This is a genomic window from Pseudomonas sp. FG43 (assembly GCF_057809175.1).
In genome coordinates, this window is sequence record NZ_JBMDJL010000004.1 from 100,828 (window position 1) to 125,122 (window position 24,295).

Sequence of the window (24,295 nt, forward strand, 5' to 3'; positions counted from 1 at the left end):
ACTATGCGGATTACGCCATCTAATCGTGAACGATCATTATCTGTAATTTGGGTCGCTGCAATGGCGGTCCCACAAGCTAGCGATATCTCTCCGATCAAACCTGTCATCGCAAGGTCTTGAATAGCCGAAGTTTTGTCGCGGCTACCTGGCAGGCGTCCGTCTGCCTTGGCGGGGCCGGTGATCTCAATATCTGTTTCACACGGAGTTCCAGGATGATCCAGCGTATTGGAGTCGCACCATGTTGATGAATGTTGTCCTTGTCGCCCTGCGGCGGCCTTATACCTTCGTCGTTATGGCGTTGTTGATTATGATCGGCGGCATTCTGACGATGCTGCGTACGCCGACCGATATCTTCCCTGAGATCCGTATCCCGGTGATTGCTACGGCCTGGCAGTACACAGGCCTGCCGCCAGATGAAATGGCAGGCCGCATTACCTCGCCGTTCCAGCGCATCCTCAGCGCCTCGGTCAATAACATCGAGCGGATTGAGGCCAGCACCTATCCCGGCGTGGGTATCGTCAAGATCTTTTTCCAGCCAGGTGTCGACGTGGCAACTGCCAACGCTCAGATCACCGCAGCGTCGCAGGTGGCGCTTCGACAGATGCCCGCCGGTATCCAGCCTCCCGTGATTCTCAATTACAACGCCGCTACCGTGCCAATTGTGCAACTGGCGTTGTCAGGCGAGGGCATGTCAGAGCAGAACCTGTTCGATCTTGGCATGAATACCGTGCGCACTCCGCTGATTACCGTTCCGGGTGCCGTCATTCCGTTGCCCTACGGAGGCGTTCAGCGTCAGGTGCAAATTGACCTCAAGCCCGAGGCGCTTCAAGCCCGAGGATTATCTTCGCAAGATGTATCGGCAGCACTGGCCGCGCACAATGTACTGACACCCATCGGCACACAAAAAATCGATGATCGCGAGTACACACTGCAACTCAACAGTGCGCCTTCGGCCATAGACGAAATCGGCGGGCTGCCAGTCAAGGTTGTCGATGGTGCCACGATCTATCTGCACGATGTTGCCGATGTACGCGATGGCAATGCACCCCAGACCAACATCGTGCATGTCGACGGCAACCGTTCGGTACTGATGACCGTACTCAAGAGTGGTTCGGCCTCTACGCTGGCCATTGTGGATGGTATTCGAGACATGCTCGACAATATGCGTGGCGCCTTGCCCGAGGCGCTGCGGGTTGTGCCAATCAACGATCAGTCGGTGTTTGTTCGGGCAGCCATCCGGGGTGTCGCTCTGGAGGGTGTGATCGCTGCGGCAATGACCAGCTTGATGATCCTGCTGTTTCTTGGCAGTTGGCGCTCTACGATCATCATCGCCGTCTCCATTCCCTTGTCCATCCTCGGCTCGATCATGGCCCTGGCGGCGCTGGGGCAGACCATGAACCTGATGACCCTCGGAGGGCTGGCATTGGCCATCGGTATTCTGGTCGATGATGCCACTGTGACCATCGAGAACGTCAACTGGCATCTTGAGCAGGGCAAGGATGTAGAGCCCGCCATCATCGACGGGGCTCGGCAGATCGTAACCCCTGCCTTTGTTTCCCTGCTCTGCATCTGCATTGCCTTTGTACCGATGTTCTTTCTCGAAGGCGTTTCGCGCTTTCTCTTCGTGCCAATGGCGTTGTCGGTGATCTTTGCCATGGTCTGTTCGTTCATTCTTTCGCGCACCCTGGTGCCGACCATGGCCAAGTACCTGCTTAAACCGCACTCACCTCATACGCATGCCACTTCACGCTCCAACAATCCTCTGGTGCGATTCCAGCAGGGTTTTGAAGTACGTTTCGAGCGTTTCCGTGATGGGTACCGCAGCCTGCTGCAGCGCGCATTGGCGAGTCGAAAACGGTTCCTGATCGGTTTTGTTGCGGTGACAGGCATGTCCTTTTCGCTGGTGCCGTTTCTCGGCGCCAATTTCTTCCCTTCGGTGGACTCGGGGCAGGTTCTGATGCACGTGCGCCTGCCGGTAGGCACCCGCGTAGAAGAGACCGCATCGCGTTTCGCCGAGATCGAGCGAGCGATACGTCGGGTAATTCCTTCCGAGCAGATAGAGACCCTGGTGGACAACATCGGCCTGCCTCCAAGCAACATCAATCTGACCTACAACAACACCGGGGTAATGGGCTCGCAGGACGGCGATTTCCAGATTGCATTGCGCGATGGAAGCCGTCCGACTGCCGAGTATGTAAAAGAGTTGCGCAAAGTATTGCCGGAGCAGTTTCCGGACGCGACCTTTTCTTTCCCGCCAGCCGACATCGTCAGCCAGATCCTGAACTTCGGCGCACCGGCCCCGATCGACATCCAGGTACGCGGGTCGAATCTCGACGCCAACTTCGGTTATGCCCAGAACCTGCTAAAGAGCATCCGCAGCATCCCGGGGGTGGTTGACGCACGTATACAGCAATCGAACCAGGCGCCGAAGTTCGATGTGACGCTGGATCGTACCCAGGCTCAACTGTTAGGGCTGACAACGCGGGATGTCACCAACAGCCTGGTGACAAACTTGGCAGGCAGCAGCCAGGTTGCGCCGAATTTCTGGTTGAACCCGGCCAACGGCGTGAGTTACCCCATCGTGATCCAGACGCCGCAGCGCGAGCTTGATTCGCTGGCTGCCTTGTCCAATCTGCCGGTGGGCAATGGCACGGTCAGCAGTGATACCACGCTGGGAGGTGTTGCGCGTTTCACTCGTGGCAGCGCCAACGCCCTGGTTAGCCAGTACAACATCCAGCCTATGGTGCAAATCCATGCTGCTACCCAAGGACGTGATCTGGCCGCAGTAGCTGCCGATATCCGCAAGGTAATGGCGCAAACAGCAGGCGACGTGCCACGAGGGACCACCGTGCATTTGATGGGGCAGGTGGAAACCATGGAGCGCGCGTTCTCCGGGCTGTTTTTCGGCCTCCTGGGTGCGATCGTGCTGATCTATCTGCTGATCGTTGTGAATTTCCAGTCCTGGCTGGACCCCGCCGTGATCGTGTCGGCGTTGTCAGCCGCATTGGCCGGCATTGTCTGGATGTTGTTTGCAACCGATACCACGTTGTCAGTGCCAGCACTCACCGGGGCGATCATGTGCATGGGGGTTGCAACCGCCAACAGTGTGTTGGTGACGAGTTTCGCCCGTGAGCGGCTGGCTGAGCTGGGCGATGCTAGTGCTGCCGCGCTGGAGGCCGGGTTCGTGCGCTTTCGGCCGGTTCTGATGACTGCTCTGGCAATGATCATAGGCATGCTTCCCATGGCATTGGGCGTGGGAGAGGGCGCAGAGCAGAACGCGCCGCTTGGCCGTGCAGTGATTGGCGGGTTGTTGTTCGCCACCGTTGCCACCCTTATGTTCGTGCCGGTGCTGTTCAGCCTGGTACATGGTCGGCCTTCCCGCCGTCCCGAGTCTACGCCGCAACCGGCCCTTGGAGTTTCCTGAGATGATTAATGTTTCTTCCAGACGCCGGTACCTGCCCGCGATTATCCTTATGGCGGCAGCGGTGGCGATCGTAGTCATTGGCTTGCTGACAAGGTGGTCCCGCGCAGAAGAGTTGAGTGAGAGCGCCGAGGTGCAGAACATACGTACCGTCGGGCTAATTTCTCCGATCCTGCTCTCGGGGAACGTGCTGGTGCTGCCGGGCCGTATTGAGGCCTGGGCGCGTGCGCCAATCCATGCGCGTGTCAGCGGTTACCTCAAAGGCTGGTCGCATGATATCGGCGAGTCGGTCAAAAGCGGGCAAGTATTAGCCGAGATCGATACACCTGACCTTGACCAGGAACTGCAGCAGGCACGTGCCGAGTTGGTCCGTGCGCGTAGCGAGGTTGCACTTGCCGAGACGACTGCCCGACGCTGGCAGTCGCTGTTGTCCAGCGGTTCGGTGGCGCGCCAGGAGGTAGAGGAGCGCATTGCCGATCATGCCGCCAAGCACGCTGCGATGATGGCTTTGCAGGCCAATGTCGAGCGCTTTCAGACGATGCAGCAATACCGCAGGCTCACTGCGCCATTCGATGGCGTCGTCACCTCGCGAAATACTGATGTAGGTGCCTTGATCAACGTCGGCTCAAGTACAGACCGTGAGCTGTTTGTTGTGTCGGACGTGCGACGTCTGCGCATTTACGTGAGCGTCCCTCAACGCCAGGTAGCGTCCATTCGCAGCGGTACCAAAGCATTGTTGAGTGTGCCTGAGCATTCCGGAGAGACATTCGAGGCTACCGTTCAGTCGTTGGCTCGTGCCATTGATGCCGGTACCGGGGCAATGCGGGTACAGCTCACGGTCGACAATTCCGAGGGGCGATTGATGCCGGGAGGCTTTGTGAATGTTCAATTCGAGGGGGCGGCGGATACACAAGCCATCGGCCTGCCTCCCAGTGCGTTGATCGTTGGACGCAGCGGCGTACAGATCGCTTTGCTTGACGACCAGAGCCGGGCCCGCTTGCGTACAGTGACCATCGCGCGTGATCTGGGCCATGTGGTGGAGATGACCGATGGCGTAGAGGAGGGTGATCGTGTGATCAATAGCCCTCCTGACGGCATCGCCAATGGTGATGTAGTTCGCGTGGCTACTGCATCGCAGTAGCCTGCCGGCTTGTATTCGATAGCATTGCTCGGAAATCAACGGCTGCTACTGCGAGCAGCCGTGACGGGATCATTCAGGTGCCAGGTCGCCGAACCAATAGGACGAAGTGACACCGCCGTCCATGAGGAAGTCGCTGCCGGTGATGAAACCACCATCCTGTCCCATCAGCAGAGCGGCTACGGCACCCACTTCATCCGGCGTACCACAAGTTGATTGTTCTTTCTTTGGTGTTTGTTCTTTTTATTGTTCTTGCCTTTGCTGCCTCCACTTATTACTTCATCAAGTCAAAAAAGGAGGAGGGCGAATCAATAGTTGCTACCGCCTCTAGTACTCACTCTCCTTCGGTTCAGTCAAAGTCGTCAGTTCCTACTGCTCACGCTGGGTCTTCCTTGCCTCAACCCAATAAGGTTCAGACAGTTGATGATTATGTCGGTCAGTACAAACCTCGCATTACCGATGTAGAGCAGTCTGCTCCTCGTTTTGATGACGTTAATAAGCCTCGCGATTTTCCGCGACCTACATGTATGGCATCTACGGATGTTCGTATGTTGCTTTCTGCAAAGTCTAGAGGCCTTAGTGTCGGAGTAAACAATGGTGAGGATACCGTCTGTCAGTGTTACAGCCAGCAGGCCACACGAATGTCCACATCTTTCGATTTCTGTATTTCAGTAGTTCAAAACGGTTATTTTGACGACACTAAGCAGATGCCCGCATATGCCCAGTCTCAAGGTGGTTTGTCTTCTCGTAAGGAAAATCCGGCTGGCGGTCTGCGGCGAGGGCTCGCAGCCGTTGACCAGAAGCCGGTATCTGATACCGATCATGTTCACGGTGTTCGTGTCACGGTTGTTGGTGACACCAGTCGTGGCGGTCGCAACGTGCTGAAATGATCACGCCTTTGCCCTGGGCGTGTAATTCTTAGGTACGCATAATGTGTATTATGTTAAACCAGATGCCATGTTAGAAATGTTCATGAGCCTCCTAAGGCACTGATTCGACGAATTCGTAATTGACGTCTACTCTCTCAACGGGCCATGTCCATAGTGTTCATGACGATTCCTTGAATGAGGTGGCAGTGCTCTGAAGTAACAATAGCCCTAGATTCCCTCTCAAGCGCCGAATCTGGACGATGTACGCCTTAAACACCGATTCCTTCAAATCTCCGACAGCTTTTCCCTCTCTGCACGCTCTAGGTTGCATTTACTTCCAAACCTCGCAGATCTATCCATTTGGATGAGAGAAAGCGTGAAATCTCGTTGGCCTACACGTCTACGCAACCATACAGCCGACGATACTCGTAAAAAGTATAGTCCATGGCTGATGCTTGCGATCCCCGCGTGAGGGCTCAAGTTGCATGTATGCCCAGACCTGAGTTTTACTTCAAAAACTCATGCTTTAGCATCAGGATTCCTTCAAAGTCACATGCCGTAGCACCAAACTTCCTTCAAATCGTATGCCGTAGCCTTCGTTTCTCTTCAAAACCGCATGCCTTAGCATCAATTTATCTTCCGGTAAGGATTATCAAATTAGTACTTCCGGTCGGAAGTTTGGTGAGATTTTCAACCCAGCGGGCTCTCCCGGCAGCGATCCCTCAAGTCTCTATTGCCGAGGCAAGCAAGCGAAACCCGTTCAGCAGCGTGCCGAAGTCCACCAAATGGATCCCGTTGTATTGCCTAGCCGCTTCTCGGTAACCTATGTAGGCAGCCGCTTCATCCGCGTTCGCCGGCATGAGCCCGGCAACCACGACGCACCGCGGTTTTTGGATCTGTCCCGGAATATCAGGCCGCAGCTTTCGACCTTCCTCTATCGCAGATGCCAACTCGGGATGGGGTTTCAACCTTCCTGGCGGCTCCCCAGAACCTTGTAGGCCAGAATCACCAATACGACCTAAGCTGTCACGTATCATGAGCGTCGCATGAGGCGACCTCACAGTCAGCACCAACGCTTCATGCCCGTAAATGATTGGGCTCCCGACAGCTGATTTGGGTTGCGCACCCAGCGGCGGATCCAGCACGCCGCAGTCCGGATGCTGCAAGCATTTGACGACCAAATCGATGTTATGGCTCAGGAACGATTGCCACTCGGTTGCGCTGAGGTTTTGCGCCAGCATTATTTGATAATGGTGGATCATGCGGTATAGCTCGCCCCGATCCATCGATTCCCGCATTGCCTTGAAGTCTTCTGGCATCCCCAGAGGCAAGTCCCGAATGTATGCTTGCAGTGTCGCTAGATAATCTCGCTCGGCTTCACTAAACCCGCTGAGATAATGACCCCCACGGTCACCAGAATGTTTGAGAACAGGAGCTAGCTTTTCCACAATTTCTTCGTAAATGTATGACCTGCGTGACCCCTCTTTTTGACGATTCCAAAAATCATCGCCGGTGTTGAACGCCGTCCTGAGATCATTGAGGGTGGCTTCCGAAACGCACACCACGTTCTACACGAGCACAAAGAGCACTACATCCTAGCAATTTAGAACTAGTAATAGTCCTTACTCCCTTCATATGCTGATAAGAATAAAAACGACAAAAACAACAATAAGAAGGATGCATAAGATGGCCACACAACATTCACCTTCCGCGCCGTAAAGTCCAGAAAAGGCGACTACGAAGTTGTAGACCATAATTTCTTTAGCCCAGGTTTTGATGAGGAAGCCACGCAATGGGTTTCTAGCGCTAGCGCCTACGACGATCCCGCTGAGTTCAACATATGTGCTTTTGTCGGCAGCCCTGCCCGGCCCCAGTTGATTTTCAAACTCGAGAGGCCTGACCGCCCGCCAGCCTAACGCTCGAAGGAGCCGCCGCACGCAAACGGGCTGCGGCGGCCCTAGCCCCCTATGCGCTCAAGTACCCGCACTAATAACATTCTCTACAGCGAGCCATGCACGTCCGAAAGTACGACGCTTGGCCGATCAGCGCAGTCCAAACCCCATCCGCTTCAGCTCCTCAACCAGCTCTTCCCGCCCGTGCAGGTTCGAGACACTACGAAGCCGATTTACCACCTGCTCCGACCACCCAGAGGCCTTCATTCCCTCACGCTGGTAAAACGCACCCAGGCGCTCATCGTATTCAGCTACCGCTTCCACATCTGCCGCTGCCGAGTAGGTCTCGTGGTGAAGCACTGCGGCTTGGGGCAGCCGTGGTTTTACCTGCGCTGGTCGCTCGGTAGATGGATACCCTACGCAGAGTCCGAAAACCGGATAAACCTGCGCAGGCAGACCAAGCTCCTTGGCCACGCCTTCAATGTCGTTGCGGATGGCGCCAATGTACACGCTGCCAAGTCCTAGAGATTCCAGAGCGACCACGGCGTTCTGGGCGGCCAAGGCTGCGTCGATCGTACCAAGCAACAAGCTCTCCAAGTAAGGCACCGCTTCGAGCTCTATACCCTGTTGCTCAGCAACGCGGGTGACCCTAGACAGGTCGGCAAGCCATACAAAAAACAGAGGCGCCTGCCGGATGTAGGCCTGATTTCCTGCCAGTGCCGACAGACGTGCCTTCCGATCGTCCTCTTGGACAGCGACAACGCTCCAGACCTGCAAGTTTGACGAGGTCGACGCTGATTGCGCCGCAGCGACCAGGGTCTCGATGGTGCCGTCAGGCAGTGGCTGATCTGTGAAAGCACGAACGCTGCGATGGTCGAGCAACTGATCGATCGTCTCGTTCCAGGGCATGAGAGGCGAGATGTCCGCGGCGCCGTAGCGGGAAGCCAGTTTTGATTGTGCGTTGACTGTCATTCGAGATCTCCAAATAGAGCCCGAGGCTACCAAATCGCCGGCAGTGCGACACGCTTCCCGTGCGAAGTTTCATATACCATGGGGCCGACACAGTCCCACAAAGGCACGTTTCGATTGTCAGCAAAACCGCTTACTGCCCGCGAGGCCTACCAAGTGCTCCGCGACATCGCCTTAGGCGTTCGCACGATGCGCCGCTTGGGTGAGAAGTCATGGACTGAAATGTACAGCGGCATGATGACCGTTGAAACCGATGGCTGGGTCATCACGTTCTACAACGATCGCGAGACGCTGGATTACTGCGACAGCTGCTATTGCCCGGACGGCCGTGCGTACACCTTCGACTCATCGCAGCAGTTTGGTACTGATCCGGTTGAGCTGTTGAGCACATGGGAGCACGCGGAGTTGGAAAAGCTGTAAGCGCCCGGTGAACACACCTACCGAACTCCAGTATTAGGGTAAGCGTACGGGGACTACGCCTTGCGCAGGTCAGCGAAATTATCTCTGGCGAGCACGCAGGCCGTCACGTCTGGCACCGTTTCTACAGCTCAGGCAACCACCACCCAACGGCAATCAAAATCTCCACCAAAATGCTCGAAAAACTCAAGACCGCCGCCAAGCTTCCCACTGCCAGCTTCGCCGACGTTTTGAAAGCAAAGGACGTAATCGTCCACGCCCGGATAAAGCTCAAAGCCGGGACAAAATGGCTTCGCTGACCCAAACGAGATCGGGGCATTTTTCACATAGCTTTGAGTCGTGATAACGTCAGCTAGCCATCGATGCCAGCGCTGGCTGACTTAAAGGACTATCAGAGTTAGAGCCATGACCCAGCTTTCTAAGCTTAGTAATGCCAGGCGTTATGTCGGTGAGAGCATCACCGGACTCAAGGAAATCACCGCATTTTACGTTCATACCGGGAGAAACGCATGGCACTCGACTTGGATCGCCAGATACTCTCCCGGCTGCATGCATACGACACTCAAGTCCGCAAAAGCCTATGCAGAAACAAAGCGCGTACAAGGAACAACCTTCAACATCTCTGAGCTCCCAGCGCTAATAATCTCTTCAAATATAGGTTCTGTCGTTGTCACGCAGATAAATTCGCAGAATCCCCTCTCTGGCTACTCCCGAAACGCAGTCAGGCTCACGCACCACAGCCATGAACTGATGGAAGGCCATCTGAACGACTATCTCATTACTGGCGCCCCCATCTATGGTGCGATTCTCTCGTTTGAACGCGATAGTCGATTTTGGAAAAACCCACCCCCACATTCAGACTCGTTAATTATCACTGAAACACCTGAAACAGACCCAGACACCGTCCAAATCGAGGCCGAAATTCTGAAATACAAATCGTTCTCTCAGGGTGGGCAATACACGATGGGATGGAAAACGCATAAAAGCGACGTATCTCCCTGTGGTGTTGCCGGGCTTCGACTGGATGAGTAACGGCGAAAAATCTGGGCACACCTAGACCTTTCCAACTATTTCAGCCCTTGGCACCCGACAAGGGCAACTCTGACGAATGGCAATTCAGAATGGGATTGCTTCAGGTCTCATTCGCTGTGCGTACCGAACCAAAAACTCACCCTGGCCATTTTTAATTTCGTCACGAACGTGGGATCTTAAGCTCTTGTAGACTTCACTGTACGTAAGCGGTAAGCGTACGGGGAATAAGCCTTGCGCAGGTCAGCCCGGTATCCACTGATGCGGCAGCAGTTGCTCGATCTGACTCGCCCTCTGCGTCGGCAACCGCATCAGCACATCTTTGAGATACGCGTACGGATCATGCCCGTTCATGCGCGCCGACTGGATCAGGCTCATGATCGCCGCCGCCCGTTTACCGCTGCGCAGCGATCCAGCAAAGAGCCAGTTCGACCTACCAAGCGCCCATGGCCTGATCTGGTTCTCCACGGCGTTGTTGTCGATGGGCACGGCACCGTGAGCCAAGTAGCGCGTCAGCGAGACCCAGCGTTTCAGGCTGTAATCCAACGCCTTGGCCGTGGCCGACCCTTCGGGCACAAGTGCGCGCTGAGCCAGCATCCACTCATGCAACTTTTCAGCAATGGGCACCGCCATTTCCTGGCGTAATCGCCAGCGATCTTCATCGCTCATGTCCTTGGCCTGCCGTTCGACTTCGTACAAGCCACCGATAGAGTGCAGCGCCTGTTCGGCCAACTGGCTTTTGTTCGCCACATGCAGATCGAAAAACTTGCGCCGGGCATGGGCCATGCAGCCGATTTCGGTGATGCCCTGCTCGAAGCCGGCTTTGTAGCCTGCGAAGTCATCGCACACCAGCTTGCCGTTCCAAGTGCCCAGGAAGTTACGCGGATGTTCGCCCGCACGGCTGGGACTGAAGTCGTAGACCACCGCCTTCAGTGCCGAGAACGGTGTGGTGCAGTAGGCCCAGACGTATGCTCGATGTGTTTTCTTTTCGCCCGGTGCCAGCATCTGCACCGGTGTTTCATCCGCATGGACGACCTGCTGGGCAAGCACGGCTTCGCGCAGTGCATCTACCAGTGGTTGCAGTTGTACGCCGGTTTGGCCCACCCATTGAGCCAGTGTCGAGCGCGGAATCGCCAGGCCGGCACGACCGAAGATCTTTTCCTGCCGGTATAGCGGAAGGTGATCGGCGAACTTGGCCACCATCACGTGAGCCAACAAGCCGGCGGTGGGGATGCCCTTGTCGATCACCTGTGCAGGTACAGGTGCCTGGATCAGTGTTTCGCACTGACGGCAGGCCCACTTGCCACGTACATGCTGCTCAACCGTAAACACGCCCGGCGTGTAATCCAGCTTCTCGCTGACGTCTTCGCCGATGCGTTGAAGTTGGCAGCCAAGGAGCACTCGGTGTTCTCAGGCTCGTGATGAATGACGGTACGAGGAAACTGCGGTGGCAACGCTGCACGCTTGGGTTGTTGGCGTGGCTCGTCCGGTGCGGGAGCGGGACGAAGTGCTTTCAACTCCGCGTCGATGGCTTCGAGGCCGGTGTTGAGCAAGTCATCCAGCAAGCTGCCTTGCGCCGGGCTGATCTGCTCACTGCGCTTGGCAAACTTGTGGCGTTTGAGAATGGCGATCTCGTGAGAGAGCTGCTCGATGATCGTCTCGTCACGATGGATCTTGCGGCCCATGGTGTCGACCTTCGACAGCAACTGCGCAGCGAGTGCGCGCAGTTGATCAGGGGGCATTTGGTCGAGATTGGGCGTGGAAGTCATGCCGTGGATTTTACCAAAGCAGCCCAGACCCGATTCAGAGCAACGTAATTACGCCGTTAGCACCCACCCGTTGCCAAGGCAGGCCAAGCACCAGCGCTTGAAGTTGTTCGGCGTCGAGTTCAACTTCGTGGCCTCGATGCATGCCAGGCCAATGGAATTTACCTTGGTTCAGGCGGCGCGCAGCCAGCCAGATACCCACGCCGTCGTGCACCAGGACTTTCATCCGATTGGCGCGGCGGTTGGCGAATAGATAAGCGCAGTGCGGCTTCGCCGCACCGAACACGGCGATCACACGGGCAAGGGCAGTTTCGGTACCGGCGCGCATGTCCATAGGCTCGGTGGCGAGCCAGATGGCGTCGATGCGGATCATTGGGAAAGGCAGCGGATAAAGCGGGCGCAGCCTTCCGGGTCGGAGATGGGCCATTTGACCGTGATGGTTTGGCCAAACCACCGCCTCATCAGCGTGCCGCTTGGGCATGGGGTGCAATGGTACGAATGCCGGAAGTGGAGCGACCGCCTTGTCGCGGTATAGCGGCAGCCACTTGCGGATAACGTTGGCGTTGATGCCATGGCTGATGGCGACGCTGGAAACTGAGGCTCCAGGTTGCAGGCATTCCTGAACGACCTGGGCTTTGAAGGGCTTCGGATAAGAGCTTCGTTGGCGCATGGAAATCCTGGCGATTAGGGTGATCGCGTCCGCTTAAAAATAGGCGGACAACATCGCCCTTAATGCTGGGGTTCGGTAGGTGTGTTCACCGGCCCCTTACGAAAAGCTGCTAAAGGTCTCATAGCGAAAACTCGCGCCACAGCCGTAGCATCTTTGAGCAGAACCATGATGCCGAGGCATCGTCAGAGGCTGGGAAGGGAGACTTACGGCGTGAGATATGCAGCTTGGCGGGGGGGGCTGTGAGAGGTGCAGCTACCACGTAGGGAGACGTTCAATTACCGGCGCGGAAGGGAGCGCATGTGCTGGCACACGGTCTCCCATTGCCCAAGCCGGAACCGGTCATACTGGCGAACCAGGACAACTTTTCCATCATTCATGGCGTTTTCTCCATCTGATCTCAGCGGGCCGCTGACAGCCTTTACACGACATATGCAAAGCGCGCTTATGCATGACAGGCAGGATGGAGAGTCCTAGGTGGTAGCTGCAGGCCTTATGCTATCAGCGCGCGATAGCTAGGGCCAGTCCCTTGGGTAAACACGTATCGCTGTCAGGCCATCATTTTGTCGAAATGGGCCTCAAAATTGGTTTTTACGAAAACCTCTCTGAACCGTTGTATGAACGCGTGTGGATCAATTTCGCCGAAGTCCGTTAAATTGATGGAGTCGGCATGGGACTCTCGGTTTACATACCTATAGAGGGCCCGGAACTGTGGGTTCTCGTCACTGAGCTCCATTAATGCCCTGCGCAAGCTCTCCTTCTGATGTACGAAGGTGAAGTAATGCTCAAGGATGTTACGCATGACGTTGGGAATGACGCTGGCTGAAGCTGAGCCATTCAAGGCGTCCTTGAGTGTGTGCCAGCAGGCTTGGTAATCATTCTGGATTTCGTTTTCACCCATAGGCACCACGGTGCTGTAGTCGGCCTTGGTAATGCGGAAAAGGGCCAGAGAGTCTTCCTTGTCCTCTTTTAACAGCTTGTGCATCTCATGGAAGAAGAACAAATTGTGGGTCAGGATGACTACTTGCTTGAAACGAGTCCTCGGGTGAAGCACCTGGCGGCGAATCAAGGAAGCAATGTCGTAGACGTAGTTATGTGACAGGCTCGAAATAGGGTCGTCAATAACAATAATGCGCTCACCTTTCAGCGTACCTCCTTGGGCATTCAGCTCACCGTTACACACCTCCAGGAAGTACAGGAATGAAATCAGGGTTTTTTCCCCTTCACTCAGTGTCCTGAACACGCCATCGTTCACCGCCTCACGCTGAAGGCGGTATCGGGGAACCGCGCCCTCCTCCTTGACCAACTCGAACCCTTTCAACCCAAGGATCTTGAGCCATTGGTTAATGCTTTCCACGGACTGATCTACGTTCGTGGTCGCGGCGCGCGATGCGGCAATTAAATTTCGCTGAACGGCGATCTCAGCCCTCATTTGCACGACGCCGTCCTTGGCCTGCTGCCTTTTTTTCGATAGCTGCTGGTCTTCTGTCTCGAACGCCGCTAACTGGGGTTCGCAAGCATTTCTTAGCCAAACCCAAAAACGGTCTTTGATGCTATCCAGGTGTGTTTGCTTGTTCTTGACCTTGGCGTTGAACTCATCAACCTTATGCTGCTCAACGGCAATAGAGTCATTCAAAGACTTGAGCAGGGCTGCGCTAGAGTCCAGAGATACGGCAGTTGTAGGGTTAGAAACCTTCGTCGCTAAGATTTGAAGGTTCCTTTGCAGAAGCGCCCGCAGATTTACGGCATGGATTTGGATCGCCTCTATTTCATAGGCTGCCCCATTGCACTGGCGGAGAAGCTGTTCGACAGCACCTTGGTACCTCTGCTGTAGTGCGTTCAATGCAGCCAGGCGTTTCTCATAGGTCACGTCAAAGACCTTGCGCACTTCTCCGTAAAAGTCATGAGGTAGCGACTGCTGGCACAGGGGGCACTGGTCTTTCGCATGTGACTCAAATTTGAGTGCGTGTTTCACCCAATCTGAGTTACCAAATTCCTGTATCAGAGCCGAAAGGTAGGAATCTCCGCTACCTGAAATTACCTCTACTAAGATCGGGTCTGCTTCAATTTCAACGCCTGTAAATTTTATCGCAGGTATAGGCGGGAGCACGGTATCACTTGCTCCGTGAAGGACTGCGGCCTCTGCACGTAGATCCTCGGGCGTATCCGTCGTGGGTGCCAATGCCACCTGTGCGACTGCTTCAAGCACTCGATCCTTAGTATTAAGGCGATTGAAGCAGTAGGCGAGTGGGCTGTTGTCAAAAGGAGTCTTGTGCTTCCAGATACTGTCTTTAAGCGTATCTTTGGCTAGCTCCTGAGCTGCCTTAGCCTCTTTGCCTGCCATCATGTGAGCATCGAGGGTACCGGTAAGTAAGTTGATAGCAGCTTCGGCGTCAGCTATGGCTTTCTCCGCTTCAATATTTCCCTCGTTCAGTGTGAATACACCTGGTTGAGAGGCTTCCTCGTGGAAATTTTTCTCCATGAAGCTGTGGTTGTAAACGAGGATTTCCCGCTCTTTGACCGGTTCGAGCTGGCACTCACTGAACTTCGTATCCGCCGGCGCTTGTAGATAGTTACCGATCGTTGTTTTGCCGGTACCGTTCTGACCGTAAAAGACGCTGACCCGCTTCAGGGGCCCAACGCTCACCACGGAGGTGGGGGAATAACTAGACACGTTACGAAGTGAAATTCTGTTTATCACGGGCTTTCCTTAGCGGGGGATGCATACCACCGGAGTGTAATTCCAGGCTGGTTGGTTGCACAGTGCCACCAGTCAAATGTGGCCCAGCTCATTTGTCCCCTTCACGCGCTGTTCCTAGCCCTGGATTCGATAATTAGCTGCGCAAATTGAGCCAAATCCCGCACGGCTCCCCTGCCCGACCTATCCAAATGAAACCCCAGCATCCCCACTGCCCTGGGCCCATCTTGATCGCACTTCAGCGAATCGCCCACCATCGCGATCTGGTCATGCTGATCGCCGAACAGGTGCCCAGGCTTCACCTGCAATGCATTGCAGATGGACTGGTAGATCATTGCGTCCGGTTTCACCGCACCGACCTGATAGCTAAAGGCGTAGCCATCGAGATCAGGAAACGCTTGGAGCACCGCAGCCCCATAGAGCTCGCAAAGGTTGGAGCATATGCCTACTCGCACGCCCTCTGCGCGCAACAAAGCAACCGCCTCAATGCCATCCTCGAACGCAGTGATCGAGGCGACTTCGCGATCCAGATCGTCCTGTAGTGCTTGCAGGCGAGTGGGCAATACGCGGATACCCAGTTGATCCGCAGCATCCTTCAGCGACCATGGGTTGCTCATCAGCATCCGCACATCCTCCGGGCTGGCTCGGCGGCCACCGACGATCCCTTCTTTGAGTAATTGCCTGAAAGGATGATGCTTCTTTCGCAGGTCGACCAGGGTGCCAAAGGCGTCAAAGACAACAGCTGAAATCATGGGTTTACCTAATGAGTTCGCACGGGCCAAACCGTTGGAAGCAGTTACCGTGGGCTGGCATATGACCATACCGTCCCCACAGGATTTGTCGAGTGGGGCACTCAGTAGGACTTGAGCACCCTACTCAACCTTATACGCGCCAAGCTCAATGCAGGCTTGCCATTGCCCCCCCGCTTTAATACGGCTTGCACAGGACATGAGCACTGACGGAAATTTACCATTCGATAGAATGCCTGCTAGTTGCTGATGGGCGTGCTTCAGCGTAATGGCTTCGGCACTTTTGAGATTCGACGGGTATACATTCATGCTCACTTCCTCGGTGTCTTTGAGGGCCTGTTGCTTGGTCTTGGAGGTGTAGAAGCGGCTGCCCCATCGATCTCCCTACGTTCTTCCGCAATGGTCAAATCGCGCCGCAGTTGCTGATTTTCAGCCTGAGCAGACGTAAGCAGCAGCCTTACCTCTAATTCGCGCTCGCTACTTTTGGCTGCGGCCTCATTGAGAGCCTTTGCGTCCTGCCTAAGTGCAGCTATCTGCTCCTGAAGCTGCTCGTTGACGCCGGCGTATTTCGCTTCGGCCAACTTCAAACCTTGAATCTCTCCCGTCAGACCCTGAATGCGGGCCTCATGTGCGTGGAGCGTCTTGACCTGCTGACGGGACTCTCCCAGCAACCGCTCGTTGTCACGGTTCAGGCGCGTCAGGTCATCCTGTTTCAGCACCAGGGTCTCCTGGAGCTTGCGCTGTTCCACCTGAGACTCATGCAGTTGGGATTCATGGCGTCGTTGATCTTGATCGCGCTGTTCCTTCACGGACTCCCGGTAATGCTCCAGGGCGCCACGCGCATGAACATGCTTCTCCTCGAGGGACTGGATCTGTTTATCCCTGTCACCGACCAGGGCTTCAAGGTCAGTACAGCGCTGGCTGATCCCAGCGTTGCGCGTCAGCTCGGCCTGAAGCGAAGACTGGGTTGTTTGAAGGTCAGCTGTTTGAGCTTCAATAGCTGCTTGCTGAGCGTCCAGCTGCCGACGTGCAGCGGTCAACTCAGATTGCAGGCCAGCGATCTGCGCCTCAAGCCCCACGCGCTGTAAATCGAAAGCTGATCGAGCCTGTTCGATCGACTCGTCCCCCTCCTCCATCAGCCGATCCAGAAGGCTTCCAACCATCGCTGAAAGCTCTTCTCCCATTCGCTCCCGGGACGACGGCGGGCGCGGGTCAAAGGACTCGATCTCCTTCAAATAGCGGGAAATAGTGGTTTTTGAACCCGTATTTCCAAGCTCAACGCGTACAGCGTCAATGCTCGGGTACATGCCCTTGGCGAGCAACGACTGCCGAGCTTTTTGTACAACTGCCTTGTTTATGCCGCCGCGCGCCATGAGACCTCCTACGATTTCGTGGTGTATTACGTGTCATGTATTTACGTAGCATGTTATCACAAATCTGGGTTCTCTATCATGCTCATCCTAGAAAGCTATAATAATGTCTTATAGCTTCTTCACAGTCGAAAAGGCCTTTAGGTGCCGCTAAAAGCGTGGAATGCTGGGATCACGCAGATTCTGAAGGCGAACGTGATGGGCAAGCATCACCAGTACCTAAAGGCAGGTACACGTGAGAACACCCGCAAAAGCTATCGAGCTGCGATCGAGCACTTCGAAGTGATGTGGGGAGGCTACCTGCTCACTGGAATGGCACTGTTCGTTGCTTTTAGACTAAGCGGGTGACGTGCCAGACTTTCGCTAATCGTGAACGGTGGGTAGTTCGTTACACCTAAACATGCTGTGCGGCGAAAAATCTCGCGCCAGCGTGCTGCGGCGGTAGCCGGGGCTTGGATCTATTCCCTGCACAACCGCAAACCTGCACGACTGTCTTGCCTGCCACTTGAGCGCTGACTGGATAACCGACTAAGGCAAGAGTAGCGGTACCTGCAGTTTTCTGAAGAGCCCACCCTGCTCCGTCACCACCAAGCGTTTGCCCTCACTAGCGGGGATGCGAGTGAGGACTTCCCTTTGGCTCATGCGTTGGAAGAGATGAAGATGACATTACAGGAGGCGTCCAATGATGAAATAGAATAAAGCGCAGGATGACCATATTCAGCGCTTAACTGCTTCCGCCGAACCAATGCGTCGGCACACTCCCTAGATAACACAGTTATTCTTTAGAAGAAAAGAGCTTGGTTTTCCATTCAAACTCAGATCTATTATTGGTAAAGCTGCGTATATAAGGACGCAGTTCCAAATAGGGGTATTTATCCTGCTCGTACACACCAGAGTTGGAAGCCAAAATTATTTCAACGAGGTGGGACTGATTGAAGATATTATTAATCTTCAATCTTAGCCGGCCATCCATCAGCATCGCGGATATTGTGTCTAAGTTGGAAACATGAACAACTATCACCCCTGGATTTACCTTGGTTAATTGCTTTTTTGCGGCATCCTTACAGGTTTTTTCAAGCTCCCGCCAGGAGGCATTCGTGCTGATTGTGGTAATTCGTAAGCACGTTACACTATCATCGCCGGTGGTCTGAGGCATCATGCACAGTAATTCCATATCCGAGGACTTAACAGGAATAATACTTGGTGCGCCGTTTGGAATATCCGGGACATCAAAATGTACTTCAGTAGTCACGGAGTATTTTTCACGTTGAATATTTTGGCCAGATGATATGTGCTCACAGATCTCAGTGCATACTTTAGCAAGCATCACAGGATTTTGCGGTAGCTTTTCGATCACTTTTATGGTGACGATGCTGAGTTGTTTTTTGCTTTGCTCGTAAGTGGCTGTGAGGTTGTTCAATATTCCACTTGCTAGCTTTTGAGCCTCCCCAGAACTTATAACTAGCCCTTTATCATAAGAAAAGGATTTGCATTCAACTTCTGCTCGATTTTCATCTCGGCAAGCCAGGTAGTCATATGTCTCTCCCGCATCTCTGTCATCTTTGCAATCTACATTCCAACCGTAATGAACAAGCGTAAAATATACAAAGGTTTCAAACGCCAATGCGCGCATGTCATTAGAAGCCTCAAAGGCAGCTTTAAATCTGGCCTTGTAGTGAGCTTTCTTACTTGCCTCAATGCGATTATACAACTCTAGGATTTTCTGAGTATAAAAAAATGCTTCCGCTAGCGCATTGCGGTCGTACTCATCGCAACTATCAAAACCCTTTGTGTGAAAAATAAACAGGCCATATGAGATAAAACTCTCTCCAAGTGTATGGGCAGGAGGATTGTTGCCATATTTTTCTATAGCCTTAATCCAAGGCTGCTCAGGGAAAAAAATTGTCAACCGATCATATACTGCGTTGTACAAATCCCTTCTGGACATTCCGCCATCCATTTCAATAATTAGCGTATAAGTATTTGTGAAAACTAAATCGTGCGCATGAAACTGCAGTTAGCTTTGCTTGAACCCAAAATTCGCATGGCTGGCCATAACGCAACCCAACCGACGCTCTAAGTACGTACTAACTCACGCAAGTTGCTGATGATCTGGGCAGCCGCTTCCTCTTTCGATTGCTCTCGTAGCAGCGCCAACGCCTGTACCGTTTTGGGAATATCGATGGCCGGCCTGGTAGGCAGCCCCCCACTTTGCACGAACGGGCCATCAGTCTCGGTCAAAAGCCGATCACTAGGCAGCGACGCGACAAGCTTGCGATGCTTGGCGGAGGCCAACATCTGAGAGTTGATCGAGAAATAGCAGCCAAGCTCCAAAGCCTTCTTAGCTTCACTAGCAGAGCCGGTGAACCAGTGAAGCACTACAGTCCCCCTGTCGATAGGGAGCAGGCGCTCGATATGGGAGAGAACCTTGCTTACGCTGCGAACGCTGTGGACAGTAAGGATCTTTCCGCCTTGCTCTGAACACGCCTCAAGCACCCTCTTGAATACCCTCTCTTGGGCGTCGAAGCTTGGATAAAACTGGGGCCCAGCATCGAGCCCCACTTCTCCAACGTATCGGGTCTCCTCAAGCAAATGCTCCCAAAGGGGCAGTTCCGACTCGCGCTCTGCCACCAACTGGGGGTGCAGGCCCAGAGCCACCCGAACATGCCGAGCCGACGCCGCAAGCTCGCGATTGCGCCGCCATGCTTTAGGCGTCGTTGTCACGGCCAATGTGGCCACCTCTGCCTGATCGCACTCCAAGATGAGACGCTCGTGATCGGGGTAAAGGTCAAGATGGCAGTGGAAATCCACCCATTTTGGGATCGAGCTTTTAGGCGGTTTCATAGTGGTATGGCTATTACACCCTCAAGATAGTCATCGACCTCCAGCAGCCCATCCCGATAGACCTGTTCAAAGGCGTGAAGGCTCTGAGGATGGTCGATCAAAGGCCCGGGCTCATGGATTGAGAATTTGGCTCGGTGCGGTGCGCGTTTTAGTCGAGCGATTGCGAGCTGGAAGGAGCGCACATGTTCGCCGTCGGCCCTATTAGTGTCCAGTGCCTGAGCATGCAAGTCCGGTATGACATAGCGGGTCTGATCTGGCCCACAACCGCGATGTATCGCTGCGCGCCTTATGATGCAGGGGACGCAGAACCCACAGTGCTTAGGTGATCTATTTGATGGGTCGGGATGGTACCTCGCTTTTCCTGGTGAAGAGCACGACATTGTGAGATGCACGTGATCGGCGAGGAATGCCTGATCTAGGCATTGCTCAGCCATCTGACCTTTGGTGAGATGGCTGAACATATTGAAGAGCTTTGTGCTCAGCCCCAGACGCGCAAAGAGCTCGTTCACCCGCGCCATGTAGTAAGGGTGGGTCGTGCGCGTGCTGCATGCACCCAAACGACGAGGATCCAAGGGGACGTTCAGGGAAATCAGGCCATTTTCAGGCACATGGATGGTTATCGAGTCGCCAATAGCCTCTGCGGCCATTGCTGCCAGTGCAAAGAACAGAAACGACCGCGCGCGAAGTGTATCTTCGCTGCCCCCTCCTTCCACCAGATCGTTCGGGAATCCCACGCGTGCCTGGACATGGTTGATCGAGGTCTGTGAAAACCTCTCCTGCAACGCCGCCCGGCAATCGTTCTGATAGGTGCTGGTGCTGTTGGTGTCCCAATAGTGACTCACAAGCAAGGGTTTGCTGCCAGCCCCGAGAAGGTTGATCGCCCCGATGAAGCTGTCCATACCACCCGAGAACAGACAAACGCTGTCAGACTCATCCGTCCTCAAGCTCTCCGGTGCGGGAGATAGTTCATCGACCCCAAGGGGCCGCTCTCGGAAGACAAGGCGCCATCGATCCCCGGTGAGGAATTTCAGGGTCGAGGCCAGCATGTCGGAGGCGTCTGCCCATGCTGCAGGATTTGCAACGGGTACATACAAGTCAATCTCCCTCGTCCAGGCGTTCTCAGATTCGGTATCCCGCGAGATTCTGGTGTCTGCCGCGGTAAGGGTTGCTGCCAGAAGTGCAAGATCAACCGCAGTCTCTCCTGGACTCAGGCCGAGATCGGCCAACTGTTCAATCGCTTGACCAATCCCATACCTCAGTAGCCCATCCCCGTCGATAAACTGGATATTGGTGGCGACGCTCCCTGCCTCGAGCAGCACTAAATCCTGGTCATCCGTTTTGCCAAGTCGGCAGATAACGCTGTGACGTCTCATTCCAGACTCTCCGCTGCAGACGCAATAAGGTCGAACGCTGCCTCATAGATCGCAGAGGTGACTTGATTGACCTCCTGGTCTGTGGGCGCCGGCCAATGCTCCAACCGGTTGGCGAGCTGACCCCGTGTACAGCCCGTGATGAAGGAACTCAGCTGGGATTGAATCCGTTCGACTGCCTCCACATCATCCGGCATGGTTATGCCCCTGCCCCCCAAGTCCGCCATGATCATGCTCTCAATTGAGTTCGCGACGAAGTCTAGGAAGAAGTTCTGGCGATCAGAATCAGTCATGTCTTCAAAGCTGCCGCTGCCCGCATCGTCCAACTCGGCAATAGTATTGAGCGCGGCTTGGCGAGCAACGCCTTCGTCTATCGCTCCGCCAGGGGGGCAGATGAACTCAAGCAGCGCGAGCAGCACCTGGGAGGCCGGTTGCCCTGGGGCAACCGTAAGCTGCAACCGTCGCAGAGTTTCCGCAGCCCCGTTGCGCTGAACGCCTCCGAAGATGGTGAGCAGCTTCCCTGCGGTATCGCGAGATGTGCCCATGCGGCGCGCACCTCTCGCTGATCCACCCACGCCCTTGCGTACATAGGAAGACAAGGCATTCCCCAAATCGCTGGGGCTTCCAGTGCGGGCGAATCGCGTGAAGCTGTTGCGAGCGCCCCTAAGTGAGCCAGTGCCGTCGTTGTTGACCGCCGCCAACGGAGATGAGGCTGGCTGTGAAGGCGTAGAACCAGGCTGAGACGGATTAGATTGGCCTGGCCCACTTGGTTGGGCCGACGGAGCTGCTGGTTGCGATACATCATCAATCCAGGAGGGCACCAAGCCAGAGCTTGGGCCTCCATATCCTTTGGAGGTACCCATATGAATCCTTATGATTTCCCGCTGAATTCAAGTACGCGCTTGGCTGCCTTCTGAAGCGTTTCGTTCTCGACTTGCTGACTCCAGCCTCTCAAAATCCCCTCAAGGCCATGGATAGCAGCAGTGTCTTTAAGGCACTCATGCCATGGGGCGGGAGCCCACATTCCCAGCTTCGGCGTGGGCAGCGATCGGATGAACTCGACTAAGCGCTTCTGTAACGCAGGACGCTGCTTGACGAGTTCAATCAGGCCCGGCACGCCCTTGGGTTGATCCGCAAAACTGTCCGCCTGGATTATTTGATCTCGAAGTGCGTCGAAAACCGTTTCGGCATCAACCTCAGCCAATCCCAAGATCTCTTTCTTCGTGGCCGCCTGCCGGATCTGCAATGGCGGGCCCATCAGCTTGTCGACAAGCGCCTCGAGATGCCCCACTGCGACCTGCCCCATTAGGGAACTACGCTTGTCGCGGGTCACGAAGATGTAGGGGCGCAGATCAACGCCAGTGAGCGTAGGTTCGATCGCCGCCCAATTGCTGATCCAGTCGCTCTTTTCCCAATCGTTCACATCGCCGGAGCGGGCCACAGCCTTGAGCTTCGCAGAGCTTTTCCCCTCCTCCGGCTCTGAGGCGGCCGCTTTAGACTTGTTCGCCCGTTTTTCTAGCTCGGCTATGGCGGGTACTGTACCGTCCGCCTCCACACTCGCGATCCTGGCCAGTTGCTCATAAAAGTCAGGATTAAAACGCTCAGCCAGCATGATTTTCGCAAGTATCGGCCGACGGATGTCCTCTGCAAAACCTCGCGCATCGGCAACGGCGTAACGCAACATCATGGAGTTGAGGAAACGTTTGATCTGTCGCGGATTGCCTCGGGTGCCCTCGCTTAGAATCCGCGCCAGCAAGGCACTGGTGTCCAACGCCTCTTGGGCAAAGTCGGGAAGCGGGCTGCCGAAAGCGCCAGCCACAGCTTTGCGATCTAGGCCCGTGCTCTTCCACGGCCTAAGCATGTCCTGCTGGGCGGTGTGCAAAAGTTTTTTGAATCGATCGTCATCCGTCCTGACGAAGCTTTCGAGCTGAAGCAGCGTGATGTAGCTACGGGTCTCTGCCAGTCCAAGCGCTGGGATCCGGAACGGTACCTGGATTAGCTTCTCGAGGTAGTTACGTGCATAGGTCACTGGCCCCGCACCTTGTGGAAGGTCTGGGAAGTGCTCGCGCACCGCATACTCGATCATGGCCTCGTCAGCACCCACCACGAACGCTGTCCGATTGACGAAGAGGAAGAGCCGAATGGCCTCCAGTGTGGCAATGGCTGTCTTGGGTAAGCAGCGGTCAAGGTCATCAACGATGACCACCAACTGGTCAACGTCTGCAGCCGTCAGCAGCTCCTCAAACTCGACCCGGAATTTGTGCATGTGCTCGGGAAGCTGCTCAGACTCCTTCTCAGCATCGTTGATGAAGCCGCCGGCCTTCTCAGCTAGGCCCTTGAGCCCCTCAATACTCAAATGATCGCCTGGATTTTGCACAAACGCAGTGATTGACTCCACCGCGCCCTTAAGTTGGTCAATGCTAGGAATGCCAGTGAGCGCGGTGAGCCCTAATCCACCAGCTTGCTTGGCCAGCTTGAACCAATCAACGCGACGCAAGACCTTCTTCGCTGCGTCGGCCACCTTAGCTGAGTCCGGGCGAGCACGCCGCAGTTCATCAACGATGGTCTGGATAACGACGGTTTTCGCATCCTCAAAGCCTTCGAATGTCCATCCGTTGAACCATATGCAGCAGACTCGCTTATCAGCTTTAAGAAGTTGCTCGGTCATCCTTAGAACGCTGGATTTACCGGCCCCCCAGTCCCCGTGCACGCCAATGGTGACCGGAGCTCCTCGCGATTCGCGGAGCAAGCGCTCCACTGTTTTGGCAATGGGCGTGTAATACAGCAGGTCGGTAGCTGTCTCCTGGTCATTCAGGAACATGCGAAGAACTCCCTTTCTAGCTTTAGATATCACTCGATAGCATGACCCAGCTCAAAACAGCGGCCTCCATCCACTAGATCACGTTCTAAGATTCAAGATTCAAGATTCAAGATTCAAGATTCAAGATTCAAGATTCAAGATTTGCAGCGAGTAGGCCAAGATCCGCTTATTGATGTCAATACGCCATTCGACGCAATGCATGCTGATTTCAAAGCACTCTGCAAGATGCTCCCCTGCCTGCCAGCTGGTATTTCAAGGCGAGCCTAGTGTCTAGA

At 54.9% G+C, this 24,295-nt stretch carries 17 protein-coding genes and 2 pseudogenes; 5 read left to right on the plus strand and 14 right to left on the minus strand.

What is annotated here, in order from left to right:
* The first annotated feature begins 241 nt into the window (after positions 1-241).
* Both ACODS3_RS06855 and ACODS3_RS06860 read left to right on the plus strand, forming a co-directional pair.
* Positions 242-3,424: an efflux RND transporter permease subunit gene (locus tag ACODS3_RS06855; RefSeq protein WP_489033929.1), complete on the plus strand. Its 3,183-nt coding sequence runs from the start codon at positions 242-244 to the stop codon at positions 3,422-3,424.
* Position 3,425: 1 nt separating this feature from the next.
* Positions 3,426-4,562, plus strand: a complete 1,137-nt coding sequence (locus ACODS3_RS06860; RefSeq protein WP_489033849.1) for an efflux RND transporter periplasmic adaptor subunit — start codon at positions 3,426-3,428, stop codon at positions 4,560-4,562.
* Positions 4,563-4,631: 69 nt separating this feature from the next.
* Here the strand turns inward: ACODS3_RS06860 and ACODS3_RS06865 are convergent.
* Positions 4,632-4,766 (minus strand): annotated as a pseudogene (locus ACODS3_RS06865) (SDR family oxidoreductase); the annotation flags it as partial.
* 5 nt (positions 4,767-4,771) lie between these two features.
* Here ACODS3_RS06865 and ACODS3_RS06870 point away from each other — a divergent pair.
* Positions 4,772-5,449 (plus strand): hypothetical protein, encoded by a 678-nt coding sequence (locus ACODS3_RS06870; RefSeq protein WP_489033850.1) that lies wholly within the window; start codon positions 4,772-4,774, stop codon positions 5,447-5,449.
* A 701-nt stretch (positions 5,450-6,150) separates the two neighbouring features.
* Here the strand turns inward: ACODS3_RS06870 and ACODS3_RS06875 are convergent.
* Together ACODS3_RS06875 and nfsA are read right to left on the minus strand one after the other, a co-directional pair.
* The gene (locus ACODS3_RS06875; RefSeq protein WP_489033851.1) at positions 6,151-6,990 is read right to left on the minus strand and encodes a hypothetical protein; all 840 of its coding nucleotides are present in this window, start codon (positions 6,988-6,990) and stop codon (positions 6,151-6,153) included.
* A gap of 480 nt (positions 6,991-7,470) precedes the next feature.
* On the minus strand, positions 7,471-8,292 hold the full coding sequence (nfsA, locus tag ACODS3_RS06880; protein WP_489033852.1) for an oxygen-insensitive NADPH nitroreductase: 822 nt from the start codon (positions 8,290-8,292) through the stop codon (positions 7,471-7,473).
* 114 nt (positions 8,293-8,406) lie between these two features.
* On the opposite strand from nfsA, the gene ACODS3_RS06885 reads away from it, so the two are divergent.
* Entirely contained in the window at positions 8,407-8,709 is a 303-nt protein-coding gene (locus tag ACODS3_RS06885) for a DUF7693 family protein (protein ID WP_489033853.1), read from the plus strand.
* 128 nt (positions 8,710-8,837) lie between these two features.
* Here ACODS3_RS06885 and ACODS3_RS06890 read toward each other — a convergent pair whose 3' ends face one another.
* Positions 8,838-9,032, minus strand: coding sequence for a hypothetical protein (locus ACODS3_RS06890; RefSeq protein WP_489033854.1), 195 nt, complete (start codon positions 9,030-9,032; stop codon positions 8,838-8,840).
* A gap of 79 nt (positions 9,033-9,111) precedes the next feature.
* Here ACODS3_RS06890 and ACODS3_RS06895 point away from each other — a divergent pair, with 79 nt between their 5' ends.
* Positions 9,112-9,738 carry a hypothetical protein gene (locus tag ACODS3_RS06895; RefSeq protein ID WP_489033855.1) on the plus strand — a complete coding sequence of 209 codons (627 nt, stop codon included), beginning with the start codon at positions 9,112-9,114 and terminating at the stop codon, positions 9,736-9,738.
* Between the two features lie 240 nt (positions 9,739-9,978).
* Here ACODS3_RS06895 and tnpC read toward each other — a convergent pair.
* From tnpC to qatA, 10 genes and pseudogenes are all read right to left on the minus strand, one after another.
* A pseudogene (gene tnpC / locus ACODS3_RS06900) lies at positions 9,979-11,504 on the minus strand (IS66 family transposase).
* A gap of 34 nt (positions 11,505-11,538) precedes the next feature.
* The gene (gene tnpB / locus ACODS3_RS06905; RefSeq protein WP_489033856.1) at positions 11,539-12,171 is read right to left on the minus strand and encodes an IS66 family insertion sequence element accessory protein TnpB; all 633 of its coding nucleotides are present in this window, start codon (positions 12,169-12,171) and stop codon (positions 11,539-11,541) included.
* 547 nt (positions 12,172-12,718) lie between these two features.
* A complete protein-coding gene (locus ACODS3_RS06910) occupies positions 12,719-14,869 on the minus strand; it encodes an AAA family ATPase (protein WP_489033857.1) in 2,151 nt (716 codons plus the stop codon).
* Positions 14,870-14,970: 101 nt separating this feature from the next.
* Complete coding sequence (locus ACODS3_RS06915; RefSeq protein WP_489033858.1) at positions 14,971-15,618, minus strand: HAD family hydrolase; 648 nt, start codon at positions 15,616-15,618, stop codon at positions 14,971-14,973.
* Between the two features lie 308 nt (positions 15,619-15,926).
* A complete protein-coding gene (locus tag ACODS3_RS06920; protein ID WP_489033859.1) occupies positions 15,927-16,988 on the minus strand; it encodes a DNA-binding protein in 1,062 nt (353 codons plus the stop codon).
* A 772-nt stretch (positions 16,989-17,760) separates the two neighbouring features.
* Positions 17,761-18,933 carry a hypothetical protein gene (locus ACODS3_RS06925; protein ID WP_489033860.1) on the minus strand — a complete coding sequence of 391 codons (1,173 nt, stop codon included), beginning with the start codon at positions 18,931-18,933 and terminating at the stop codon, positions 17,761-17,763.
* A 128-nt stretch (positions 18,934-19,061) separates the two neighbouring features.
* The gene (gene qatD, locus ACODS3_RS06930; RefSeq protein WP_489033861.1) at positions 19,062-19,829 is read right to left on the minus strand and encodes a Qat anti-phage system TatD family nuclease QatD; all 768 of its coding nucleotides are present in this window, start codon (positions 19,827-19,829) and stop codon (positions 19,062-19,064) included.
* Positions 19,826-21,202 (minus strand): Qat anti-phage system QueC-like protein QatC, encoded by a 1,377-nt coding sequence (gene qatC / locus ACODS3_RS06935; RefSeq protein WP_057423130.1) that lies wholly within the window; start codon positions 21,200-21,202, stop codon positions 19,826-19,828. The genes qatD and qatC overlap by 4 nt, the downstream gene beginning before the upstream one ends.
* Positions 21,199-22,062, minus strand: coding sequence for a Qat anti-phage system associated protein QatB (qatB, locus tag ACODS3_RS06940; RefSeq protein ID WP_489033862.1), 864 nt, complete (start codon positions 22,060-22,062; stop codon positions 21,199-21,201). The genes qatC and qatB overlap by 4 nt, the downstream gene beginning before the upstream one ends.
* 8 nt (positions 22,063-22,070) lie before the next feature.
* Positions 22,071-24,020 (minus strand): Qat anti-phage system ATPase QatA, encoded by a 1,950-nt coding sequence (qatA, locus tag ACODS3_RS06945; protein WP_489033863.1) that lies wholly within the window; start codon positions 24,018-24,020, stop codon positions 22,071-22,073.
* Positions 24,021-24,295: the final 275 nt, after the last annotated feature.